The 25652-nt window shown below is 35.2% G+C and carries 22 protein-coding genes; 10 read left to right on the forward strand and 12 right to left on the reverse strand.

Annotation, left to right across the window (positions count from 1 at the left end; translation table 11 throughout):
* Nucleotides 1-7: 7 nt before the first annotated feature.
* Nucleotides 8-1438 (reverse strand): tetratricopeptide repeat protein, encoded by a 1431-nt coding sequence (locus PT603_RS04110; protein ID WP_008239300.1) that lies wholly within the window; start codon nt 1436-1438, stop codon nt 8-10.
* Nucleotides 1439-1629: 191 nt separating this feature from the next.
* Nucleotides 1630-5034, reverse strand: a complete 3405-nt coding sequence (locus tag PT603_RS04115; protein ID WP_008239299.1) for a T9SS type B sorting domain-containing protein — start codon at nt 5032-5034, stop codon at nt 1630-1632.
* Between the two features lie 362 nt (nt 5035-5396).
* Between PT603_RS04115 and PT603_RS04120 the strand changes: the two genes are divergently transcribed.
* The 6 genes from PT603_RS04120 to PT603_RS04145 all read left to right on the forward strand — a co-directional run bounded on the left by PT603_RS04120 (nt 5397) and on the right by PT603_RS04145 (nt 11873).
* The gene (locus PT603_RS04120; protein WP_008239296.1) at nt 5397-7241 is read left to right on the forward strand and encodes a tetratricopeptide repeat-containing sensor histidine kinase; all 1845 of its coding nucleotides are present in this window, start codon (nt 5397-5399) and stop codon (nt 7239-7241) included.
* Nucleotides 7238-7981, forward strand: coding sequence for a LytR/AlgR family response regulator transcription factor (locus tag PT603_RS04125; RefSeq protein ID WP_008239295.1), 744 nt, complete (start codon nt 7238-7240; stop codon nt 7979-7981). The genes PT603_RS04120 and PT603_RS04125 overlap by 4 nt, the downstream gene beginning before the upstream one ends.
* A 96-nt stretch (nt 7982-8077) precedes the next feature.
* On the forward strand, nt 8078-8488 hold the full coding sequence (locus tag PT603_RS04130; RefSeq protein ID WP_040488686.1) for a hypothetical protein: 411 nt from the start codon (nt 8078-8080) through the stop codon (nt 8486-8488).
* Between the two features lie 63 nt (nt 8489-8551).
* Nucleotides 8552-9208: a hypothetical protein gene (locus PT603_RS04135; protein ID WP_008239293.1), complete on the forward strand. Its 657-nt coding sequence runs from the start codon at nt 8552-8554 to the stop codon at nt 9206-9208.
* A gap of 32 nt (nt 9209-9240) precedes the next feature.
* Nucleotides 9241-10386, forward strand: coding sequence for a DUF6882 domain-containing protein (locus PT603_RS04140; protein ID WP_008239292.1), 1146 nt, complete (start codon nt 9241-9243; stop codon nt 10384-10386).
* Nucleotides 10387-10391: 5 nt separating this feature from the next.
* Entirely contained in the window at nt 10392-11873 is a 1482-nt protein-coding gene (locus tag PT603_RS04145) for a M48 family metallopeptidase (protein WP_008239290.1), read from the forward strand.
* A 179-nt stretch (nt 11874-12052) separates the two neighbouring features.
* Here the strand turns inward: PT603_RS04145 and PT603_RS04150 are convergent, their stop codons facing one another.
* From PT603_RS04150 to PT603_RS04190, 9 genes are all read right to left on the reverse strand, one after another.
* A complete protein-coding gene (locus tag PT603_RS04150) occupies nt 12053-12343 on the reverse strand; it encodes a hypothetical protein (protein WP_008239288.1) in 291 nt (96 codons plus the stop codon).
* Nucleotides 12344-12449: 106 nt separating this feature from the next.
* Entirely contained in the window at nt 12450-12992 is a 543-nt protein-coding gene (locus tag PT603_RS04155) for an NADPH-dependent FMN reductase (protein WP_008239259.1), read from the reverse strand.
* Nucleotides 12993-12998: 6 nt separating this feature from the next.
* The gene (locus PT603_RS04160) at nt 12999-13286 is read right to left on the reverse strand and encodes a GNAT family N-acetyltransferase (protein ID WP_008239258.1); all 288 of its coding nucleotides are present in this window, start codon (nt 13284-13286) and stop codon (nt 12999-13001) included.
* Nucleotides 13286-14164, reverse strand: a complete 879-nt coding sequence (locus PT603_RS04165) for a pirin family protein (protein ID WP_008239257.1) — start codon at nt 14162-14164, stop codon at nt 13286-13288. Before PT603_RS04165 ends, PT603_RS04160 begins: the two co-directional genes overlap by 1 nt.
* 35 nt (nt 14165-14199) lie before the next feature.
* Entirely contained in the window at nt 14200-15078 is an 879-nt protein-coding gene (locus PT603_RS04170; protein WP_008239255.1) for a pirin family protein, read from the reverse strand.
* Between the two features lie 210 nt (nt 15079-15288).
* On the reverse strand, nt 15289-15864 hold the full coding sequence (locus PT603_RS04175; protein ID WP_008239253.1) for a Crp/Fnr family transcriptional regulator: 576 nt from the start codon (nt 15862-15864) through the stop codon (nt 15289-15291).
* A gap of 154 nt (nt 15865-16018) precedes the next feature.
* Complete coding sequence (locus PT603_RS04180; protein ID WP_008239252.1) at nt 16019-18436, reverse strand: S9 family peptidase; 2418 nt, start codon at nt 18434-18436, stop codon at nt 16019-16021.
* A 127-nt stretch (nt 18437-18563) separates the two neighbouring features.
* Nucleotides 18564-20120: a M28 family peptidase gene (locus PT603_RS04185; RefSeq protein WP_008239251.1), complete on the reverse strand. Its 1557-nt coding sequence runs from the start codon at nt 20118-20120 to the stop codon at nt 18564-18566.
* A gap of 206 nt (nt 20121-20326) precedes the next feature.
* Nucleotides 20327-20776 carry a hypothetical protein gene (locus tag PT603_RS04190; RefSeq protein ID WP_008239250.1) on the reverse strand — a complete coding sequence of 150 codons (450 nt, stop codon included), beginning with the start codon at nt 20774-20776 and terminating at the stop codon, nt 20327-20329.
* 231 nt (nt 20777-21007) lie between these two features.
* On the opposite strand from PT603_RS04190, the gene trxB reads away from it, so the two are divergent.
* The 4 genes from trxB (at nt 21008) to PT603_RS04210 (ending at nt 24821) form a co-directional block, all read left to right on the forward strand.
* Nucleotides 21008-21970 carry a thioredoxin-disulfide reductase gene (trxB, locus tag PT603_RS04195; protein ID WP_008239249.1) on the forward strand — a complete coding sequence of 321 codons (963 nt, stop codon included), beginning with the start codon at nt 21008-21010 and terminating at the stop codon, nt 21968-21970.
* A 242-nt stretch (nt 21971-22212) separates the two neighbouring features.
* On the forward strand, nt 22213-22800 hold the full coding sequence (locus PT603_RS04200; protein ID WP_008239248.1) for a YceI family protein: 588 nt from the start codon (nt 22213-22215) through the stop codon (nt 22798-22800).
* Nucleotides 22801-22829: 29 nt separating this feature from the next.
* A complete protein-coding gene (locus PT603_RS04205) occupies nt 22830-24104 on the forward strand; it encodes a hypothetical protein (RefSeq protein ID WP_008239247.1) in 1275 nt (424 codons plus the stop codon).
* Between the two features lie 135 nt (nt 24105-24239).
* Nucleotides 24240-24821 carry a YceI family protein gene (locus PT603_RS04210; protein WP_008239246.1) on the forward strand — a complete coding sequence of 194 codons (582 nt, stop codon included), beginning with the start codon at nt 24240-24242 and terminating at the stop codon, nt 24819-24821.
* 79 nt (nt 24822-24900) lie between these two features.
* On the opposite strand, the gene PT603_RS04215 is transcribed toward PT603_RS04210, so the two are convergent.
* On the reverse strand, nt 24901-25629 hold the full coding sequence (locus PT603_RS04215) for a head GIN domain-containing protein (protein ID WP_008239244.1): 729 nt from the start codon (nt 25627-25629) through the stop codon (nt 24901-24903).
* Between the last annotated feature and the right edge of the window lie 23 nt (nt 25630-25652).

Raw genomic sequence — 25652 nt, forward strand, 5'->3', positions numbered from 1 at the left:
ACTTGACTTATAGTTGTGATTGTTCCGTTTGTAATTTTTCCAGGGCTTTTTTGGCTGCAGCAAGTTTGTGCTTCCGATTCTTGACAATCATTATCTTAGTAATATAGGTTTCTATCTTATGATGTAATGGTACTAGGACAATAGCAATTAAAACCATTATTAGTAAAGTGTATATGGCGGAAAAGTTTACAGCAAGCGCAATTTTACTGGCCAAATACAGATTGATAAATTCAAAAACTAATAACAAAATAAATATACCTAAATAACTTAACCACTTTTCACTGACACGGATACTTCGACTGAGTAATAGAAATACTAAAATGAAAATAAAAATACATCCAATAATAGCTAAATACTGCAAATTCGTTTTTTGTTTTTGTAGTAAAGCCAATTGTGCTTCTTCTTTTTCCTGCTGACGGGCTAATTCTTCTAAGTATAATGACTGGGTTTTATTTCTTTTTTCCAAACTATATAAACTATCTCTTGCTGATAGACTAACTTCAAGAAAGGTGTAGGCCTCTTCAAATTGATGATTTTCTTTGTAGTAGCTTGCTAAAAATGTACTGGATGCATTCACTATGTCCGTTAATCCTTCCTTTTTTGCATTATCATAGGCATAATGCGCAAAATACAAAGTAGAGTCTGAAATATTTTTGCTTTTATAAAACTCAGCTAGTCCTAACGATGCATTTAGGGTAAATATATCGGGGTTACTTTTGTCAAAGGCACTTTTAAAGTATTCCAGGGCCATTGTTTTCTCTCCCATTTCTGTATAGATCGATGCTAAACGAATTGACATTATTCGTTTCCTATAGGAGTCACGTTCTCTAAGGGCGATATCATAAGATTGTAATACGTAATAGCGGGCTGAGTCTAGCTGTGATTGAATCAAATGTACTTGACCTATATTGGCCAATGCTATGCCAACACCTCTTGTATCTCCTAATTTTTGTTTAAGTTTTAAGGTTTTAAAATTGTAATTGAGTGCTTCCGAAAAATTACCTAAAGCCCCTTGGATATTACCTATATTTCCAGTGGTATTGCTTATGCCTTGCAGATCATGTATAGATTCATATTTTTTTAAGGCACTTAGCTGTAGTTCTAATGCTTTGGAATAATTTCCAGTAGAGTAAAAAGCATTGCTTAGCACGCTTAGAGCTCTTGCTTCCCCTTTAGGATAATCAATTTCCTTAGATAATTTTAATGCCTTTTGAGCAAAAAATAGGGTGGAATCGGGTTTTGAGGTGTGGTATAGAAAACCAAGTCTATTAAAACCAATAATACCTAGGGTATCTTCTTTATTAAAAGATAGTTCCTTTCTAAGGCTATCAATTTCCTTTTGTTGTGAATAGATAGGACTAATAAAACAGATACTAAATAGAATTAGACATTGTTTTAAATATCGAGATATAAAAATTTTGTATTGATTGGTAGGCATGACTAAACTTCTTTACGGTAGAATTGATGTGGTTAATTAATTGTAATTCAGTTTTATAAATATAGTGATAAAGAATTTAGTATACTAGTAGCACTACAAACATAGCAGGTTAATTAATACAAAAAAATAGACCTTGTCATTGACAAGGTCTATAAACGTAATTTAAACGGATTACGCAACTAATAGTGCTACTATCGTTTTAGTGAAAAATGCGATTTGTAGGTTTTTAATTGATTATTTTCTTCGTATTCAAGAGTAAACCAATAATCGTTTGATGGTAGTGGCTTTCCAATATAGGTACCATCCCATCCATCACCAAAAGGGTTTAGTTGGACTATAAGCTGGCCATAGCGATTATAAATATAAAGCTTGGTTTTAGAATTTGGTTGAACACCTATTATATTCCATGTATCATTATATCCATCACCATTTGGGGTGAAAAATTTAGGATATCCTAGAATAGAAACTTGCTTTGAAAGAAAAAAGCAATTGTAACTGTCAAAGACATTAATGGTGTAGAAGCCAGGTAAAACATTAAAAAATTGATTGGAAGTTTGAGGGTTTTGCCCAGCCAATTGATAGAATACCTGGGTATTTGTATCTGTGGTGTTTACAGTAATAGAGGTATTTTCAGAAAAAGTATTATTAATAGTAACAGTAAAATCTGTAAGTGGATTTATCACATTTACAGTAGCTGTTTCATTGAGTGGTACTTCGCAATAAGGTATGTTCTGATATCGAATACTTTCTAAACGATAAATACTGCTTGTAGTAAGGGTTGGAGTAGCTAGGGTAGAACTACCGGTGGCTCCAATGGCTATTGTTTGAGGAGTCCCACCGTCAATTGAGTAAGTTACAACTGTATTGGGAGTGCCATTTATGGTTACCATACCAGTGGAACCAGAACAAATAGTTTCAGCCATAATGGAAGCGGTAGGCGTATTATTAATGGTTACTTGTACTGGTTTAATATCTGTACAATTACCATTGGAACTTTGAATATAATAGGTTCCACTCACAGAAATAGTAGTTGGATTATTAAGTGGATTGGTTGCCTGGTCATCATTCCAATATGTTAGGATACCGTTTCCGGTGCTTCCACTAGTTATCGATGCAGCAGTTATATCCACAGTGGTGTTAGCACAGGCTGTTAGAGGATTTGTAATAACAAGGGTAAGGGGTTCAATTAGTACATTTTGGTTTTGAGTACTACTATTTCCCGATGAGTCTGTAAAGGTCCAAGTTACTGTAGTGGAGGCCGTAATGGGTAACACTTCAGTGGTTGTTCCAATAATAGTTCCATCGCAGTTATCAGTGGCTGTAGGAGCAGTAAGACTTGTGACTTCACATTGTTCTAAAATATCCGGCAAACTTGCATTATCAGGTATTGGTGCATCCGTGTCTTGTATCAGTATGTTTTGCGTTTGTGTACTGTTATTACCAGCTGTATCTGTAAAGGTCCAAGTTACTGTAGTGGAGGTAGTAATGGGTAAAACTACTGTGGTTGTTCCAATAATAGTTCCATCGCAGTTATCAGTGGCTGTAGGTGCTATGAGGCTAGTGACTTCACATTGTTCTATAATATCTGGAAGACTGACCACATCTGTGACAGGAAGTGTAGAATCATCGATAATTACTTGTTGAGTTTGACTAGCTGTATTTCCATCACTGTCGGTATATTCCCATAAAATAGTATAGGTACCTTGTGAGCTATAAGTTACGGGGTTAGCTGTGGTGGCAGTTAGAATTTCTCCTGTACATTGATTTGTGGCTGTAGGATAATTTGAGATATCTATGGTAACACTACACTGATTTGTTATATCAGAAAGATTAGGTTCATCTAATACAATGGCAGTAGTGACATCTATGGTAGTAGAAATGGATGTTATAACTCCACAATTATCAGTTGCAAATAAATAAAGTTCTTGAGGACCTACGTTAGGAAATGTGATAGTTGCCGTATCTCCTGTTGCTATTTCAGGGGTTCCGCTGGCATCAAGACTCCAACTATAGGTATAAGGAGCTACTCCGTAGGAAGCACCATCTGTACTTACTGAAACAGGGGTGTTTTGACACACGGTTGGACTGTTAATTGTAATTCCTCCAGACGTGGGATCAGGCAGTTCAACAGTTCGTCCAATTACATTAATAACTAGTGGACTTGCGGCACCAATACAGGAAGAACTACATCCTGTAGCACCATAGCAAGTCCTAAAAAATTGCAAGGTAATATCCATGGTTTGTGGAGTACAAGAAGGAGAAGGAAGACAACTATTCACATCATTAAAAATCGATACATTATTTCCATTACAGGTACCTGTACCTACACTATTACAAAACCAATAAATTCCAGTTGCACTTGGACTTATACAGGAATTTAAAGAAAAGCGAACGGCTCCATCTTCTAACCAACACAAACCTGAGGCTGTATAAGAAAAGGTCCAGGTAAGGTCAACTATCTCAGCGTTTGCAGGAGTAGAAATAGGAAGTGTATAGTCACAAGAATTTGTAAAAGTACAGGTGCTATTATATCGAGAACCAGTTATAGATGCTTGTGCAAGTGTATAAATACCAGTTACCAAAGGGTCAATTACAAGTTCATATTGGTCAATTAAATTATTTATCCAATCAAACGGAACTACAATTCCAATTGAAGTATTATCAATAGTATAATCTACTTCTTGTCCTAGTGATTTTTCCCCATTTTTCGGATACACATAAGCTGGGTTAATTTGAAGTAATTCTTGTTGACTTTTCACTACTAATGAACCTGTCATCTCAATTATACCTGGAGCATTTTCAAATTCTATGGATAAGTTTGAATTATGTGCAAGATTATCCTTGAAGATTAGAGCATCGAATGCTCCATATAAGTTCTTCTTTATAATAAAATTTGTTTTGATGGCTCCCCTGGATACTACAAGTTCGGCATCTATTCCATTAAAAATATTATTGACATACATTCCGTCATCACCAATAGTGTAATTACTCCAATTAGCATTGGCTGCGAGCCTTTCATTATCATTGGTTCTTGTCCAGAGTGTCCAATTATTAAAATAGACTTTACCCTTAGGTGTTTTTACATAGGTACGTTGATTATCAATTTCAAAACCTACAGGCTCATAGAACATTGATGATTCGTATACATTGGAGGCAATGGGTTTAAGATCGGTATTAATAGCTACCCATTTACCATCTTTTAAATAATTGATATCTCCAAGGGCCCTTTGAATGTAAAACATACTAGTGTCCTTGATATTAACAAAATAACGTTCATCACTCTTTCTTTTATTAAGTACTTCTACACAGTCCTCACAAGGAGCATCCTTTGGAAGTATCCCAAAATCAGGATGAGTATAATCTGAAGAATTATTCCATTTCTTCCAGTCCTCAATTTGTTCCTTTTTAATCCTGGAGAAATAGGTTAAATTATTTTCTCCATTCCTAGGTTCATTTCTTGTTTGACTACCTTTGGTACTCTCAAATTGGTTATTATTTTGACAGTATACTGAAGTAATTTGACTTTGGAGAAGAATTATAAAAAAGAATAAAATTACAGATACTTTCTCTTTTGAAGATGATTTAGATTTCAACATCAATTGTATTGGTTAGGTTATGAAAGTAAAAATATATTTTTTTACTAAAATTATTAGAAAAAATATTAAGAATTTTCTTAGAAATAATTTGTAATAATCTTTATAACAGTGAACTATTAACTTATTTTTTAATAATTGAACGTTTCGATTGCATCCAATTTTAATTCGTGCCCTACTTAATTCACTGACTTCCATTTGTTCGTTTCCGACAATTTTTAACACATAATTTACTTTTTTCATTTTAGGGAACTAATACATAATAACGCATACTATTATACGCACAATGAATTGTAGTATTTTTTGTTAAAGAAAGACGGTATTTGTATTTGACCATGTATTTTAGCGCAAATTATACATTGTAAATGAACTATAAAATTGGAGTATTTACTGCTATGGGGATGTTAGCTTTGTTGGTATCCTGTACTACAAAACCTGAGCTAAGAACTCATATTTCAGATATATTAAATCAAATTGACACCCTTTCCTATACCCAGCCTGAAAAGGCAATTCATATTATAGATAGTACCTTAAATAATTCAGAATCGTTAACTGCGTTAGAAAAGACTAAATTGACATTTAATAAAGGTGAAATTCTATTTTTAAATGATAATTACATAGATGCAATAAATACTCAACTAAGTACACTTGAGGCATTTAAAAGTTTAAATGAAAGCTATTATGTAGGTAATTGTTTAATTACGTTAAGTTCTGCCTATCTTCATTTACAAGCCTTTGATAAGTCACAGGAATATGCGTTGCAAGCCCTAAATGTAGCTCAGGAAATTAAACATGAAAAATTACTGAGTAAAGCGTATAATAGATTGTTTTATCTTCATTTTCATTTAAAGGATTATTCTCAAGCATTACAATATATAACCAAATCTGATTCGCTAATTACTAAAAGCACAGATACTACTTCTATAATTGCCACCAAAAGTAATATAGCAAGCCTTTATTTGCAGTTAAAGCAATACAATAAGGCATTGGAAAATTATGCTCTGGCAATGAACCTTAGTAGGCACTCTAGTGATGTAAAAACCTTAGTGACAGTGCTAAATAATATTGGCTTTACTTATATCGAAGCGGGTGATCTTGACAGTGCTAAAAAGTTTCTGAAAGGTGCCGCAACATTAAATAAGAATATTAATAGTATAAATGCAGCACCCTTTAAGGGATTAGGGAATGTATTTTTACTTGATCAGCAGTTAGATTCTGCTTCTTACTATTACCATCATGCGTTGACTGCTTATCACCAAAATAGCAACTTTAAAGATAAGGTGGAAGTATATGATAAGTTGGTGGCCATAGCCATTTTAGAACAAGACTTTCAAAAAGCTTTAAGTGCGCAAAAAAAGCGCGATAGTATCCAACGTATTATAACAGCTACCGAGAAAGATCAGTTACTTTCATTTGCAAATGTGAAATATGAAGTAAAAAAACAAGAAACTGAATTACAATACCAGAAGGAAATAAATAATGCCAACAGACTTCTTTTTATAAGTATTGCGCTGTCTCTTTTACTATTGCTGATCACTTTGATTGTTTTTTATGTCAATCTTAAATTGCACTCAAAAAATAAAGCATCAGCCTTGGAGCAAAAGTTATTGCGAGCTCAGATGAATCCTCATTTCATTTTTAATGCTTTAGCCGCTATTCAAAATATAACATTAGAAGGTGACCCTCTTAAATCTTCTCAGCATATAGCCAAATTTGCGAAACTGATAAGACAAAATTTTGATTATGTGCGTAAAGATAAAATCAGTTTGGACAAAGAAATTTCCATGATTACCAATTATATAGAGACTCAACGTTTACGTTTTAATAACGTATTTAACTATCAAATTGATATATCCGGGGTGGATGACAGTACTAAAGTGTTTATTCCACCTATGCTCTTACAACCCTTTGTTGAAAATGCTATTGAATATGGGGTAAAGGATAAAAAGGATACTTTGGGGCTTGTTACTATTTGCATTCGAAAGGAAGGCAGTTCGTTATTTTTTAGTATAGAGGATAATGGTGTTGGCAGGAATGAAGCTTCTAAGCATAAGCGAATTTCTGAGACTGAACATGCAACGGATGTATTCTTAGAACGATTAAATCGAAGAAAGAAAAAAGAAGAACTCTCCTTTACCATTGAGGATTTATATAATACCGATGGCCAACCCATAGGAACCAAAGTAAGTTTTACCCTGATCTTAATATGATAAAATCAATAATTGTCGAAGACGAATTTAATGCACAGAATTCATTAGCAAAGCTTATACGGTATACGCATAAGGATATACAGGTAATGGCTATGGTAGATAATGTGGAGGATGCCATTTCTAAAATAAAAGAAATTGAACCGCAGCTAGTATTTCTGGATATTGAACTTTCAGGAGGCAATGCATTTCAGATCTTAGAGGCTCTTGAATCCATATCCTTCAAAATTATTTTCACTACCGCCTATGATGAGTTTGCTATTAAGGCCATCAAGTTTAATACTCTTGATTATCTATTAAAACCAATCGATTCTGAGGAACTAGATAGTTGTTTGAAAAAATTTAAGGAAACCTACAAACAAGAACTAGCCTATAAGGATGCTGTTCAAAAGCTTACTCAGTTTGATAAAAAACAACAACAACAAACCTTACTTATCAAAACCACGGACCAGCAATATATTTTAGATATAAAAGATATTATACGCTGTCAGGCTGATGGTAGTTACACTACTTTTTTTACAGCCTCCGGAAGTAATGGAATAATGAGTGCAAGAAACTTAAAATACTACGAAAATTTGTTAAGTGCACATTCCTTTGTGAGAGTTCATCAATCTCATTTGGTAAATCTTCAATATATAGAATCCATTAATAGTAGAAATGTTATCCGACTTACAAATGGGCAGGAAGTACCTCTGGCTACTCGAAAAAAAACATATATAAAACAATTTTTAGATAAGAAATAAGTCGCTTATAAAACAAACAAATGCATTTATGAAATGCATTTGTTTTCTGCAGAGTGCACAAGTAGTTTTGAGTTCAAATCAAAATTAGTATGTACTATGGGACTTAAAGAAAGAAGATTTGCTAAGCAATTTGCAGAAGAGCAATTCCCTGCTTTAGAAGCAAAAATAAAGGAAGCCATTGGCTTTGAAGTACCACTAGAAATAGCTTGGGAAACATTGTTTGAGGAGCAGTTTTTGCATCTGTATAACGACACCTATCCTAAAATTTATTTCATTCCATTTATTGAAGCCTTTAAAATTATTGGTAAAGATCAGATAGGCAAAGAAGCATTGCAGGAAGGAATTCAGCGCATTGAAATTTGCAATGAAAATAACCATCACAATCCAGATAGAGCTTATAGCCTTGAAAGCGGAATCCTTAAGCTTGACCATAGTCCGGTTTTAAACGCCGAACAGGTCGATGACAGGATTGAATCATTAGTAAAATTGTTAGAAAACCAACTATAACAATTCCGCCATCTATTTACTGAGAATTAAGAAGTATCCCTAAATCACTTAAAACCAAATGTCATGAAAATGGAAACCTACCTTACACAGTTTAAGGCCAATTCACCACAAAAGATTTTAAAAAAAATTTACAAGCAAAATCCTCATGCCAAGGTTGGAATTCAGCTATCTTCTGGAGCTTATGTAGAAGGATTTATTGCTCATATTGCCATAGAGCAGGAGTCCTATGGAAGCAATGAGTATATCTGTATGTACTCTGAACATGATCAGGTGTATTACTTTTCATTGAATAGTATTATGCTGGTCACCATTTTTCAACCCAAATCGCTTGCCGTTACTTTATCTGAAGGAACAATAAGTAGACCCATTTCTGAAGAGAAAAGCATGACAGTTTTACAACTTAAACGATGGGCAAAGGAACAGGAGACCGATTTGGGCGCTCTTATTATACTTCCCTCTGAAGGGATGGATGCTGAGAACAATCGATTGAATATTCAAGATATCATAAATAGTTTACATGTAGCAGTTAATGGAATTACAAAGGATTCTATGGGTAGGGAAGCATGGAATGCTATTACAGAAGTAGTAGTAGGAAATACAGAAGGTACATTAAGTGTTGGTAGGAGCAATACAAAACTAAGTATCCATATAAATTATTTGAAAGCTTTACCAGAAGATTTAACAACTCAATTAGAGCACCAATTGACTAACGTATTGTAATAATTTAATTAATTAAAATAAAATAAAAGGACATGGGACTTAAAGAAAGACGATTTACACAAGAATTTATTGCGAACAGCTTTCCGGCATTACAAAACGAAATTAACCAAGCTGCAGGCTTTTCGGTACCTTTAGAAATATCTTGGGATACCTTGTTTGAAGACACCTATTTGCATTTGTATAATGATACTTATCCTAAAGTATATTTTTTGCCGCTAATTGAAGCTTTAAAAGCCATTGCTGTCGACGATTTTGGTAGAGAATTGTTGCAAAAGGGGTTACAAAAAGTAAGTATTGTGAATACTAGTGATCATCATAGCCCAGAGAGAGGTATGACCTTCACAAATGGAGTATTAACAATAGATCATAGTCCCGTTCTTAATGCAGATAAGGTGGAAGAACGTGCTGAGTATTTAATAACATTGTTAGAAGATAATTTGGATGATTTTGCATCTGGAGCTGTGGAAAGTGAATCTACTGATTCTTCAAGCACAACCCAAACAACAAATGATGCAGCTCCTGGAATCACTATTCATGAACTTTTTTTACAAAATGCCGTAATTACCTATGAAAAGCAACTCGTGTTTAACGAACTTGTTGGTGAGCGTGGATGGGATTTTAATATGACTGATGGAACTGTAAGTTTTGAGGAATATGTATTTCCAATGCAGATTTTAGGCACTTATTCTGAACGCGAGAAATCATGGATGTGGGCTTGGGCAAATAAACAAAGTGGAATTCCAGAAAACTTGCTTAAGGCAGCCTATCATTTACAAAATTTTGGAAATCAAGGACGCATTAATGAATTAATGTCGCCGTCCTTTGAGGCAACTGAAAATACAGGTCATTTTTTTGGTCAAATTGCTGCCGGTATTTATAATGCTAGCTGTTATTGTCCGGTTGTCTTTAAAGGCACTCATATTTACGTGCTTATTGATTCCGAAATGATAGATGAAAAATTAGCCAATGATGCACCTACTATTGTATCAAGATTTACTCAGGCTATCAGTAATATGAACTTGGATCATAAGGTAGCCTTATATTATTATTTAACTACAAAAGGGTATGAGGTAAAGGCTATGGGCAATAATTTATTAGCTACAAAGGAGGATGATCAAATACTAGGAATTTTTGACCTAAATAGCCGATTGTTAAAGATTAATACTTCCAAGGTGTAAGAATTATGAAGTATGTATCAACAACCTTAGAGGCTCTACAAGAAGAGCATCAAAACGCCTTAAATGATGCCCAATCTGAAATGATGGCTGTCCTTGGTGAAGCACAGAATAGTGGTGATTTTTCTAAAATGCAAGAAATAAGTGAGTCATTCCAAAAGACAAGTATGTTATTAATGGAGGCTTTTGAGGATCGCATTAAGGAGCTTACAGCAATACCTGAAGAACTTCCAATGGAAAAATACTATGGTGATAATCGTACGGACATTGATTTAGATGCCTTAGTATATAATGGAGATAGGGATTATGTACTGGAGTTTCAAAAGGATGAACTTATTCAAGAAGTCTTAAAGAACATTAAAGAAAACAACCCAGTATTTCAAACCAGAAGGCATCTTTTAAAGTCAAGTTTACGTTTAACACCTACACTTGCACCAGTGCTATATGAAATTGGAAATCATTGTAAAAATGTGCTGAGACTTAAGGCTGATATCGAGTTTTTTGTATATCAAAGTGATTTGTTTAATGCCTCCTGTTACCCACCAGATACTAATAAATTATACATCATTTTATCTTCAGGTATCATTGAACGTTTCGAAAAGGATGAACTTACTTTTGTAATTGGACATGAGATTGGGCATGTATTATTTGAGCATTTTGATTATCCAGTAAAACACCTACTAGAGGTCGGTAAAAATGAATTGGCACCTATACATGCTATGAAATTATATGCTTGGAACAGAAATGCCGAAATTAGTGCTGATAGAGCCGGGTTGTTGTGCTGTCAAAGCTTTGAAGCTGCTGGTAGAACATTTTTTAAGTTGTCATCTGGGGTTACTTCAGATACCTTAGCCTTTAAACTAAATGAATATGTGCAGCAGTTTGTGGATTTGGAACAAGTCTTAAGTAGTACGGAACACGATCCTGCAGACTGGTACACAACTCATCCATTTAGTCCACTTAGAATAAAGTCCTTGGAGTTATTCAACAAAAGTGAAACCTATAAAATTTTTAATCCTCAAGTAAAGGCAGAAATTACCGAGGATGAAATGGAGGCAGAAATAAAACGAATTATGTCTCTTATGGAGCCTGAAGATATTGATAATACCTCACAGGATAATGAAAAACTTCAACGTTTTATGTTCCTAGGAGGGTATATGATTTCAAAAGCCGATGGAACCATTGATGAATCAGAAACACATGCACTGAGTAGTATTGTATCTAAAGAGATCTTTTCTAAATGCATGCTAACCATTAGCGGACAAACTGATGAAGAGATTATCCAAGAACTAAATCAATTGGCAAAGGAATTAGATGTCGTATTGTCTGTTATGCAAAAGTTAAACTTATTGCGGGATTTATCCATCATAAGCTTTTCTGATGGGGAGATTACGGATTCAGAGGTAAAGGTTCTTTACAATTTGGCTAGGATCCTTTACATAAATACTGAATTTATTGATAAAGTTCTGGGTGATGCCCAGAAAGTATAAGCTAATTGTAGTTGCCCGATACTGGTAGTAATGACCTCTTTTCATACGTTTATTAACTATTACTACCAGTTGGTGGGCAAACACTACTATATAAAACCGTCTTTTTGACGGTTTTATATATTCAAGTAATTCCTTTATAGTTGTTAATTGTTCTCTGTTATAGCAATAGCTGATTGTAATTAACTACCCGCCAAGGGCGTACCAAATAGTCCCACTGCAAGTTCAATCCATAGAATGGCAACAAATAGTATAATCATTCCACAAAGGATTATTGCCTTTCTTTTTGTTTTGATATGTTTAATTACAAGGTTGCACCCATAGGCAGTTCCAAATAAGAGTATACCCGCAATGATAAAATCAAATGCAGACCAGTTTACTTGATCTGAAAATTGCATGCCAATAAATGGCATTAAGAGTAGGGCAGAGGCTAGTAAATATAAGGCTACAGAAATTTGATGTTTAGTGATCATAAATATATTATTAAAGTACTTTGAAATACAAAGTAAATAAAAAATAAAATAGTAACCGCACTTTCCTTTTAAAAAAAATACTAAAATTATACTCTAAGTCAATGATTTAAGGTTGGATGTCCGTAAAACGACTTTTAATAAAGTCAATGGAATTCTTATGAGCAATAGCCAGGTCATTATCCAATATACCATCAGTTTCCGAGAATTTAACATTAAACGAAGGCAAGGAAAATGTTTGGATTACTTCAGCCCCACATTTAGGAAAAAAACCAGAAGCAGCGTTCATAACATTTCCGCCTCCATATCCTCCAGGAGAGGTACTCATTAAAAACATGGGTTTATTTTTAAAGATATTCATGTCTACTCGTGAACACCAATCAAGTATGTTTTTAAAAGCAGCTGTATAACTTCTGTTATGTTCAGCCATAGAGCATAGGATTAAATCGGCCTGTTTAAACTCTCTATGAAATTGATATGCGGCCTCTGGGTACCCTCCCTTTTCGCGATCCACTGAAAAAATTGGCATTTCATAATTTGATAGGTCAAGAAGGGTAACCTTGGCATCAGGAAAATAACGAAGGGTGTGAAGTACCAGTTTTTTATTAATGGAAGTACTACTGGTACTCCCCCAAAAAGCGACTATATGCATACTTACTTATTTAAATAAAACATCGTGAATAGTAGTGTCTTTATCAAAGACACTTTTAGCAAAGGGGCATAAAGGCAAAATTTTGAGGTCATTTTCTCTTGCATACAGTACAGCTTGCATGACCATTTTTTTACCTACGCCACGACCTGAAAAATCACTATTTACCTCTGTATGGTCAATAATAAACTTTCCGGTACCTGCCCATGTATAGGTCATTCTTCCAGCCTCATTGGTGTCTTCTTGGGCCAAAAAATAGCCCTTTCTTCCTTGGTCTACTTGTGTTATAGTGATCATTATAATTTAGGTTTAGGGAGTGGCACATATTCAGTTTCACCAGGTATTTTAGGAAATTCTTGAGCCTCCCATTTATGTTTGGCTTCTTCTAATGTTTCTTTGGAAGAACTAACAAAATTCCAAAAAATAAAGCGTTCTTCAGGGAATGGTTCTCCTCCAAAAATGTAAATGGTTGTATTCTCATGAATTTCAAATGCACATAAGGTCGCTTGTTTGGCTACTAGTATTTGTTTAGCATCAAAGGTTGTGCCCTCTATGGTTACCTGACCTTCTAGTATGTACAAAGCACTTTCACCGTAAAGGTCCTTTCCTATTTCAATTTTCTGTCTATGTGTACTTTTAAGCTCAATAAAGTAAAGTTTACTATGTACAGGAACTGGGGATTGTTTTCCAAATGCCTGTCCTGCAATTAGCTTTACAGCGGTAGTATTTATCAACCAATTTGGGAGTTCTGTGGCTTCGATATGAGAAAATGATGGAGTCGTATTTTCCAATTCCTTTGGTAAAGCCACCCATATTTGTAAACCATGTAATATCTTATCCGTTGTTCTTAAATAAGCGGGTGTACGTTCTGAATGAACCACACCACTACCGGCAGTCATCCAATTTACAGCACCTGGTTGTATTTCCATCTCACTTCCCAAACTATCTCTATGCATGATGGCCCCCTCAAATAAATAGGTTAGCGTGGATAATCCTATATGAGGATGTGGAGGAACATCCAGGTTTTGATAGTCTTTAAGGTAAGCAGGCCCCATATGATCAATGAAAATGAAGGGTCCTACCATTCGTTTTTGACGAAAGGGTAGGAGTCTTCCAACCATGAAGTTACCTATATCGGCTGCACGTTCCTCTATTATTAATTGAACATTGGACATAATGACTGTTTGTTGTAATGTTGTATAAATTACATTTAATCCTCTAAATAACCGAATTTTCCGGTGTTAAAATCATTAAATGCGGAAATTAACTCTTCTCGTGTGTTCATTACAAAGGGGCCGTGGGCTGCTATAGGTTCCTCAATGGGTTCTCCACTTAGTACTAATACAACCGCATTTTCTAAGGCCTTAATTTCAAAAGTTTCACCATCATTTTCAAACAAGACAAAATGATTGGTAGGTACTTGTGATGATCCATTTACAACAATACTTCCTTCAATGACTAAAAGTCCAGTATTATAATTTCCAGGAAACGAGAAAGTAGCCATTCCATTGGAATTAAGCTTTACATTATACAAATGTACTGGTGAAAAGGTTTGAGCGGCTCCCTTTGTCCCATTATAGGTACCTGCAATGACTTCCACTAGACCTCCATTATCGGGTAATTCAACTTTTGAAATGTCTGAATTTAAAATCCCTTGGTATTTAGGAGTGGTCATTTTGTACTTTGCTGGTAAATTAACCCATAATTGAACCATTTGAAATTCGCCACCTTCTTGACTAAATTCCGCTTCATGGTACTCTTTATGGAGAATGCCAGATGCGGCGGTCATCCATTGAACATCCCCTTCTTTAATCACGCCACTATTTCCTGCACTGTCATGATGGGCCACTTGACCTTTATAGGCTATAGTAACGGTTTCAAATCCACGATGTGGGTGAACACCAACACCTCTGGGTGTAGTGGTTGGAGGAAAATAATGGGGTGAATTATAATCTAGCATAATAAAGGGAGTCATACGCTCCATATCTAGATGGTATCCTGAGGGAATGAAATTATGTACTCTAAATCCATCACCAACCATATGAGGCATTGGTGGGCTTATCACAAGCTCTACGTTTTTAGTTTTCATATCACATTAGTTTAATTTTACACTACAAAGATAGGCTAGCCAACACTGTTGTGCATTGATGTATGTTAAGAACGGAGCCTAGGAGTAACTTTCTCTAGTAAGCTTATTTTATGACTATTTCAGTAGTTTTTATAATGAAAACTGTTTTAATGGTTTGTTAGTATTGGTGGTGATTAATACTGCCGTGTTTTATGGTTGCGTTACATCAAATCAATAAGCTAATTTCTTCCTTACGCGGCTTAAACTCTCAGGTGTTATACCTAAATATGAGGCAATCATCCATTGTGGAACCCGAAGGGTAAGATCTGGATATTGTGTTATAAAATCTACATATCTTTCTTCTGCAGTTGCAGATAATAATAGATTTATTCGTTTTTGTTGATATCGAATATGTTTATGTAACGCCTTTTCGTTATGTACATTAAATGAAGGATTTTTAGATGATATAGTACAAACAAAATCAATGGGAAGTATCACAATTTGAGAGTCTTCAATGGCATCGATATACAGTTCAGAAGGTTCTTTAAAATACATACTACTTCGATCAGTGACCATCCAACTCTCTGGTGCAAACTGAATGATATGTTCCTTTCCGTTAGAATCAACAGTATAGGCTCGTAATAATCCTTTTTCAATAAAAAAGGTATTTTGACAAACCTCTCCAGCTTGAAGTAGAAGGGAACCCTTCTTTATTTCCTTTACCTCAAATTCATTACTGATTATTTCTACCTCTTTTTCAGGCAGTATATTTTCTTGATTTATATAATGTTTAAAATTTAAAAGCATACTCTCGAAGATACATAAAAATGATGTGATTCATTATCATAAGCGGAAGGGATATTATCATGTTTTTCTAAAAATTATATACACAAAAATTTAGCAAAAGGTACTAAAAAAGGCTATCCTTTTGAGATAGCCTTTATAATGGATTTAAAAGCAATTATTTTTTGTTTTTAACGTGGGTTTCTAACCATTGATCTTGTTCCCATAAAACATGCATAACACTTTCCCAAGCCGCATAACCATGACTTTCTTTAGGTAACATTACCAAACGAGCAGGAGCACCAAAACCTTTTAAAGCATTGAAATAACGCTCACTCTGCATTGGGTACGTACCTGAATTGTTATCTGCCTCCCCGTGGATTAGCAATAATGGAGTCTTCATTTTATCAGCATGCATAAATGGAGACATCGTGTTATATACATCTGGAGCTTCCCAATAATTACGTTCTTCACTCTGGAAACCGAAAGGAGTAAGGGTTCGATTATATGCTCCACTTCTAGCAATACCAGCCGCAAATAAGTTTGAATGAGATAGTAAGTTAGCGGTCATAAAAGCACCGTAAGAATGACCACCTACAGCAACACGATTACGATCAATATATCCTAATGCATCTACAGCATCTATGGCTGCTTTACCATTTGCTACTAATTGTTTTAAGAAGGTATCATTAGGCTCAGAGTTTCCTTCTCCAACGATTGGAAAAGCTGCATTATCAAGCACCGCATAACCACGTGTAATCCAGTAAATAGGAGTACCGTAGCTTAAGAAAGTGAAAGAATTTGGGTTTGATGTCGTCTGAGAGGCACTACTAGCATCTTTGTACTCTCTTGGATATGCCCATACAATAAGAGGAAGTTTTTCTTTTTTTGCCTTATCATATCCTGGAGGAAGATAAAGGATACCACTTAACTCAAGCCCATCTTCACGCTTATAAGTAATCACTTCCTTATGTGCATCAGCTATTTTTTTGAATGGATTTTCAAAATGTGTAATAGCTATGGGTGCAATTCTTTTTATGGTATTGCGGATGTAGTAGTTAGGATATTCATTTTTAGATTCCATCATTACTAAGAATTCTCCCTTCTTAGCATCCATAACTGAAATGATACGCTCCAATTTATCAGTATATGATGATTGGTAAATTCGTTTTGTTGTTTTGCTTTTTAAGTTAAAAGCATCTACAAAAGGAAACTGTCCTTTAGGTGAATATCCATCACCAATCAAGAAAGCTTGGTTGTTTTGAATATCTAGAACATATCTGCCATACTCATTTCTTTTTGTTTCAAACTCTCCTGGATCACTGTACACATCTTGATAGTTTCTGTCAAATATTACCTCAGGTTTTTTAGAAGCATTTGAAGGGTTGAAAATGTAAGATTTTGTATTACGAGTGTTCCACCAACGGTCCTGAAGAATAGCCACATTATCATTACCCCAAGTAATCCCTGCATATCTATTAATCGTTTTAGCCAATGATTTTGGTTTTGCAGTAAAGGGCGCCTCTACGCTAAAAATTTCATCACGATGAGTTACTTCAATTGCTGGATCACCTCCATCTAATGCTTGTACCCACACTAAGGTAGCTGGCTTATCAGCACGCCATTGAACATTACGTTTTCCACTTACAGTGGCCATAAATCCTTTTGGCATGTCTTCAATTAGAGGTTGCTCATCAAATAGTGTAATAAGCTTCCCATTAACATCATATATGTGTGTTTGAGAAGGGAATCTATTTAAAGGCACTATATAGGAGAATGGGCGATGTAATGTAGAAATCATAAGGTAGTTTCCATCAGGTGAAAATGATTCTCCTGCGTACATTGCCTTTTCTTTCCATAAAGAAGCTGTTCCATCAAGGGTTACCTTATAAAGTTCAGAAGTTGCTAATGCTTCAAAATTTGCCTCATCATTAGGGTTTTTGAGAAGATCTTGATACGTCCTGTTTTGGGCCAAAGTACCATCACTGGTAGTAACAGTAGGGCCGGTAGGTACTGATTCTTGAGTATTTATAAGAGCAGGACGATCTTTAGGTAACATACGAACTAAAAGGGCCTCACTATCTCTAAACCAGCTTATTGGGCTTCCCATATTCGCATTAGCTTTTGCTTCCGTAAGTTTTCTCGCTTGCTTGCTTTCAACGTCTAAAACCCAAATTTCAACACCAGTTGTTGTGGTGTGTGTAAAGGCTACCTTTTGCTCGTTTGGAGACCAACTAAAATTGCTTAATCTTGGTTGAGAAGGTAATCCGTTTACTTGAGTAGCATCCTTATCCTTAACTTTCTTTAAGGTAATGTTATTAATGTACGTAATCGTACTTGAAATATTTGTTTTAGGATTGATACGTAATCCTGCCAATCTCAATTCGTCATCGGATAGATCTTGAATTGTTCTATAACTATTGCGATGAAGTAATAACATGTTTTCATGCTTACTGTCCATGGATACCGATGGAGCACGACGAACATCAGCAAGTTCCAGAATTTCCTGAGGAGGTTTTTGATAGGTTAAATTCTCTTGAGCCAATAACGGTATGGCTGTCAGGAGAAAAAGACCAAAGGAGATAAGTTTTTTCATTGGATAATTTGTTTGATTATTCTGTTTTTAAAAGTACTTTTTTGTGGTTGAATAAAATCTATAAATTTTGTTAAAAAGAAACCGCCCCGATACATATCGAGGCGGTTATCTTATGGAATATTGAATATTACTTGGCTTTATCAGCTACAATTCGTTTTTCACGATTAGCAAGTTCCCAAGCAGTATGGAAAATTAGTTTCGAACGATTAGTCAACAAATCATAGTTGATTTTATCAGGGGTATCACTGATTCGGTGGTAATCATCATGCGTTCCGTTAAAGTAAAAAACGGCCGGAACGTTGTGTTTAGCAAAGTTGTAATGATCACTACGATAGTAGAAACGGTTTGGATCATTGTCGTCATTGTACTTGTAATCAAGCTCAATTCCACAATACTTTTCATTCATTTGCTCAGAAATTTCATGTAATTCCGTACTTAACTTATCTGCTCCAATTACATACACATAATTACGGTTTCCTTGTCGTTCTGGATCAATTCTTCCAATCATATCAATGTTAAGATTTGCCACCGTATTGGCTAGAGGGAAGATTGGTGATTGTGCGTAGTATTCAGATCCTAAAAGGCCACGCTCTTCTCCAGTTACATGTAAAAATACTATCGAACGTTTTGGCCCATTTCCTTCCAGTTGCGCTTTACGGAATGCTTCAGCAATTTCTAAAATAGCAACGCTTCCAGAACCGTCATCATCCGCACCATTGAATACATTTCCATTTTCATCAACTCCTACGTGGTCAAGGTGAGCAGAAATAACAATATATTCATTTGGCTTTTCACTTCCCTTAATAAAAGCAACTACGTTTTCAGTATCCACTTCTTCATTATTGCTTTTAAAGCTTAAAGATGCTTTACCAGAAATAGTTGCACTGGTAGCAGTTGACGTATAGGTTTTATATATTTTAGATGCCAATTCTGTGTTTATAACACAGCTGAAGAAATCTGATTGGTTACCATCCACTGTCATATTTCCACCATGCTCTTTAAGGTAATTGAATTGCTGTATGTATCGGCCGAAATTATCTGATTCAATAAAAAGTACTCCAGCAGCACCTTTTTCCTCCGCTAACATCGTTTTAGCGCGTAGGGCTTGACGTTGATTACTCCATTTAGAAGCTTCTTTGGTTCCAGTTACTACAAAGGTTCCATCGTTATTTACAGGCTCTCCTGATTTGATCAGCAACAATTTTCCTTTTACATCTAAATTCGTGTAGTCCGAATACTTTGCGTCATCAATTCCATATCCTGCATATACAATCGATGAGAATTCATATTGAGATTTTGCAGGAGCTCTAAACGCAAGAATTTGTTCACCAAAGGTATAGTTTGAATTTCCAAATGAAAAACTTCCTTCTGGTACTGATAATTTTACCAGAGGTACCTTCTGATAGTAATCTCCATTACTTTGCGCTGCAGGTATTCCCAATTCGATATAATGATCACGTAGGTATGCAGCTGCCTTTTTCTGACCTTCTTTACCTGTATCACGACCTTCAAATTCGTCAGAAGCAAAGGTATAGAGCATTTCTTTTAGTTCACCTTCAGTAATGGTGTTAGCATAGGTAACAGGCGTTACTTCTTGTGGAGTTTCGGTAGTAGGCGCAACGGTCTTTTGGGAAGAGTTACATGCCATGGCCAAGGCCATTACCGGAATGAGCATTTTTTTCATGTGAATGATTTAGTTAATTAATTGTAATAGTTATAAAAAACCAAGCGTAAATACTGTCAGAATTTAACTTGTTTTCTGTATAAAAAATATTTAGCATCCCAAATATATTCAAATCTATGAGTGGTTTTCTTTTTCACAAAAAAAATCCCCCTTCCGGAGGTTATTTTAAGAAAACTTTAATAATTAATCAGGGAACTGTTATTAATTCACTTAATTCGAATATAATTTTCTGAAAAGATTTTGTTTCCAAATTCATCTTGGGTGATTTGGCTAAAACTATTGGTGTCGATCATCAGTTTGAATTTAAATACTCTCATAGTATCTAAAATACGCATCATGGAGGCCGAACCATATTCTAACACCTCAGTAAGGGTGCTATCTGTGTTACTATAGGAGCCATAGCCATACCATTGAATTGAATCCATTGGTACTTTTCTGCTCCACATGACTTTACCACCAGCATACATTTTTACTTGTCTATAATCAGCACTATTAAAAATTGTATCTATAACCTGATCATTTTCATAAGAATAAAAACTGATGAGTTCCCAAGAACCTTCCAACGACTTTTTAGTTGGATAGTTTTCAATCGGTGAGGCACTTGTTAGAAGCACTATGGCTACCAACAAGACAATGGAGTTTATAAGTGTTTTCATAACTAAATGCTTTTAAGGTATTTATCAACAAAAGTGGTATTTAAAGTTACAAAATTTTGAAATGGTTTTATCAGATTTCTGTATTGATTTATAGGCTATTATAAAGGAATCACTCCATACGTATGAATTATGGTAGTATAACAACTTTTGATAATTTTCTAAAGGTCTTTCCATTTAAATCTGTTATTTTTGAAAACGAAAATTTAGAATAACAGCAAACGCAATTAAATTATGACAGCTCCCATAGAAAAAGTAAAGTGCTTGATTATAGGCTCAGGACCAGCTGGGTATACTGCAGCCATTTACGCTGCCCGTGCAAATATGAACCCAGTATTGTACCAAGGAACACAGCCAGGTGGACAACTTACTACAACAAATGAAGTGGAAAATTTCCCTGGATATCCTGATGGAATTACCGGTCCGGAAATGATGATACAATTACAACAACAGGCACAACGTTTTGGAACTGATGTTCGTGATGGTTGGGTAACTAAAGTAGATTTTTCAGGACCTACACATAAGGTATGGGTTAACGATGAAAAGGAAATCCATTGTGATACGGTTATAATATCTACAGGTGCTTCTGCCAAATATTTAGGATTACCTTCAGAGCAACATTATTTGAAAATGGGTGGGGGAGTATCGGCTTGTGCAGTTTGTGATGGCTTTTTCTATCGCAACCAAGAAGTTGTTATCGTTGGAGCAGGAGATTCTGCTTGTGAAGAAGCTCACTACTTATCGAAGTTATGTAAAAAAGTAACCATGTTAGTACGCAGTGAAAACTTCCGTGCTTCTAAAATAATGGAAGATAGAGTACGTAACACCGCAAACATTGAAATACTACTAAATACAGAAACTGTGGAAGTTTTAGGAGATGGACAAGTAGTTAGTGGAGTAATGGTTAGTAATAATGTGACTAAGGAACAAAGAGAAATACCTGCTACAGGATTTTTTGTAGCTATCGGTCATAAACCAAACACGGATATTTTTAATAGATTTTTAGAATTGGATGAAACAGGATACATTATAAATGTACCGGGATCCTCCAAAACGAATGTGGAAGGGGTATTTGTTGCCGGAGATGCTGCAGATCATGTGTATCGACAAGCTATTACGGCAGCAGGTACAGGATGTATGGCTGCTTTAGATGCTGAACGATACTTAGCCTCTGTAGAGCATTTAGCCCATTCTTAAAGCCTTTTGGAGACATAAATTAGAAAACCTAGTCATAACGCTAGGTTTTTTTTATGTAAAAAGTTTGTGAATTCAGTAATACTAAAACGTAAAAGTGTTGTGTAATTAATTTATTTTCAGGTTTTTAATGGTGTGGTAATATCATATATTACAGAAAAGATTTTTCAAAATCACTGACATATATCATGTTTTTGCCCACTGGTTTGGTGGACATTTGTACTATAATTTAAAAGCAAGTAATTATGAAAAGAGTTAAATACACACTGAAAAAGACTTGGAGCGCCTTTGCATTGTTTATTGCTGTTGTTGCCTTAGGTAATGCACAACAAGTAAATCTTAAGAATCAAGAATCTTCACTTCAAGTGCTAGGAACCTCTAGCTTGCACGACTGGGAAGTAGTTGCCAAGGAACAAAGCGGCAGTATTACTTTCAAAGATATGGAAGCTGCAGAAATTGAAAAAATTTCTTTTGAGGTAATTGCAGAAAGCCTTAAGAGTGGTAAATCAGGTATGGATAAGAATATCTATAAAGCATTAAATACTAATGCACATAAAAAAATCTCTTATCAACTTGTAACTGTTAAAGGAGTTGAAGCAAAAGGAAACGGAAAATTTAATGTAAAAACTGAAGGTGATTTAACCATCTCAGGAACCAAAAAAAGAGTGCCACTAGATTTCACTCTTGAAATTTCAGGAGGTAAAGTTCGTCTTACTGGAGAAAAGAAACTTAAAATGACAGATTTTAATGTAACCCCTCCTAAAGCACTAATGGGAACCATTACTACCGGAAATGATATTACTGTAAAATTCAACACTGTATTTAATAAATAAATAGAAACATCAATTTAATCTCTATAACTATGAAATCCTTCATTAAAAATGTGTTTATCGCTGGGCTATTGTTAACTGGGTTAACTGTAAGTGCTCAACAAGACAAGAGAAGCCTTGACAACTTCAGACAACCTGATAAAAGAGGCATCAATGTATTCGAAGCCCCAAAAGATTCAGTATCGACTTTTGATGGTGTTAAAGTAAGAGTAGGTGGTTCATCTACCATTCAATACCAAGCACTAGATCATTACAACTCTGGAGCGGTAGCTTTGAAACCAATAGGATATAACTTTAACCTTGCAACTGCTAACTTAGATTTAGACGTAGCTTTGTATGATGGTGTTCGTATGCACTTAAGAACCTATCTTTCTTCTAGACACCACCCAGAGCCATATGTAAAAGGCGGGTATTTCCAAATTGACAAGTTAGACTTCGTAAGCGAAGGTTTCCTTGAAGATGTAATGAAAAATGTTACCATCAAAATTGGTCACATGGAAAACAACTACGGTGATGCTCACTTTAGAAGATCAGATAACGCTCAAGCTATTTATAACCCGTTTGTTGGTAACCTAATTATGGATGCCTTCACAACTGAAGTTGGTGCTGAATTATACTATCGTAAAAATGGATTTATCGGTATGGTTGGTTTCTCTAATGGTAAATTAAACCAATCAGTAGTAGAATCTAATGGAAATACAGGTGGAGCTTCTTTCTTAGCAAAACTTGGATATGACAAGCAAATTAACGACGATTTCAGATTCCGTTTAACAGGGTCTTTATACAACACAGGTTACGTTCAAAATAACTACTTATATACTGCAGACCGTGCAGGTTCTAGATACTATTTTGTAATGGAAGATGTAAATGCATCAGCAAGTAGCCCATTCAGATCAGGTCGTTTTGATCCAGGGTTTAAAAATCAAATTACTGCCATTATGATTAACCCGTTCGTAAAATACGGAGGTCTTGAGTTCTTTGGTACTGCTGAATTTGCTAACGGAAAAGCTAACACTGAAGTAGATGAGCGTAATGTAACTCAAATGGCTGGTGAATTAGTATACCGTTTCGGAAAAGATGAAAACCTATTCCTTGGTGCTCGTTACAACACCGTAAGTGCTGAGTTAAGCTCTGGTGATGATGTGGATATCAATAGATTCCAATTAGGAGCAGGATGGTTTATGACTAAAAACATCTTAGCCAAAGTAGAATATGTAAACCAACAATACAAGGATTACCCAACAACTAGCATCCTAAATGATGGGAAATTCAAAGGACTTATGGTTGAAGCAGTAATCAGCTTCTAGGCGCACCATAATATAAGTGTAATTTAACTGTCCTAAGCATCGGGTGTAACCTAACAATCAACAACATAGGTTGCACCCGATTTTAGCAGTTAATCCTTTTAAAAAGTATACGTACCACTTCTTAAAACGACTGTCATGAAAAAAGTATTGGTATTCGTTACGGTTTTTTTCCTTTACGCATTTACAGTGAGAGACACTTCACTAGATGTTACTAAGGTATACATAGCTCCTGAAAGTTCATTAAAAATATCAGGAACCTCCAATGTAAATTCTTTTACATGCGCATATAACACGAAAAATTTGACAGCACCAGTGGCTGTTCAATTTGAAAAAAAGAATAATAAAGTACGCTTTCAGAAAGCAACCCTGGTATTGGATAACCTTGGTTTTGATTGCGGTAACAGAGGGATTAACAGAGATTTTCATAGCCTGATTAAGACCAAGGAGTATCCGCAGCTGTACTTACGCTTAAAGGAAATACAAACGACCGATACAAAATCAAAGACTGTTCAAGCGTTGGTAGAAATCGAAATTGCTGGAATAAGTAAATCGTTTGAAGTACCAGTGCAATTTAAAGAAGATGATACTGTATGTGTATCTGGGAAACTAAAATTACAATTAAGTGATTTTAATTTGGAACCTCCCAAAAAAGTGTTAGGCCTTATCGTTGTACATGATACCATAACCATTGACTTCAGGTTAATGATGAATGTCTAGCCATCCAACTTTACTAACCAACAGAAAAATCCCCGGATCAATATGATTCGGGGATTTTATTGTAATTATGAATGGGGGATTATAAACTTCTTACGGATCCTCCTGAGGATTTTTCTTGAGAAACTACCTCTGGATTACCTTTGTACTTAACACTGCCACCACTGGATGCCTTAGCCGTCAATGATTTTTTAGTGTTCACAGCTACATCAGCTCCACTGCTGACACGAACTTCACAACTTTCTGTTTCTAATTCCTTAGCTTCAATATCGCTCCCACTGGAAGCTTCGGCATAGAGTGTTTTAGCAGTTCCTCTCAATAAAATATCAGCTCCACTGCTACAATCTGAATGAATTTCATTGGCATCTACGTCTAATTTTATAGAACTGCCACTGGAAGCTTTTACACCAATGTCTTTAACTGATAATGATCCATTTTCTGTGACAATGTCTGCACCACTACTAGCCATTATCTTTTCAATAACTGGAAGACTCACATACACCTTTTTCGAGGTTGAAACACGAATGTTTTTTTCCGTATAAATGTGAAGTGTGCTTCCTTCAACTTCAGTGCGTATTAATTCAAGAAGGTTTTCATCTGCTTCCACACGAACAGAATAAGAATCATCTTGAGTAATAAAGACATCCAATCCATTGGCAGCTTTAATTTCTGTAAAGGTTTTAGGTGTTGCCCTGCTTTCAGCTTGGACATTACCATCACCATGAACACCACCGATATCAATATTCAGGTTACAAGCACTTAAAGTGAGTACTAATAAACTTAGAGGAAGGTATTTTGCTAATTGTTTCATAACTGTTTGTTTTTGATGATTGA

It is taken from the genome of Imtechella halotolerans, from assembly GCF_028743515.2.
GTDB lineage: Bacteria > Bacteroidota > Bacteroidia > Flavobacteriales > Flavobacteriaceae > Imtechella > Imtechella halotolerans.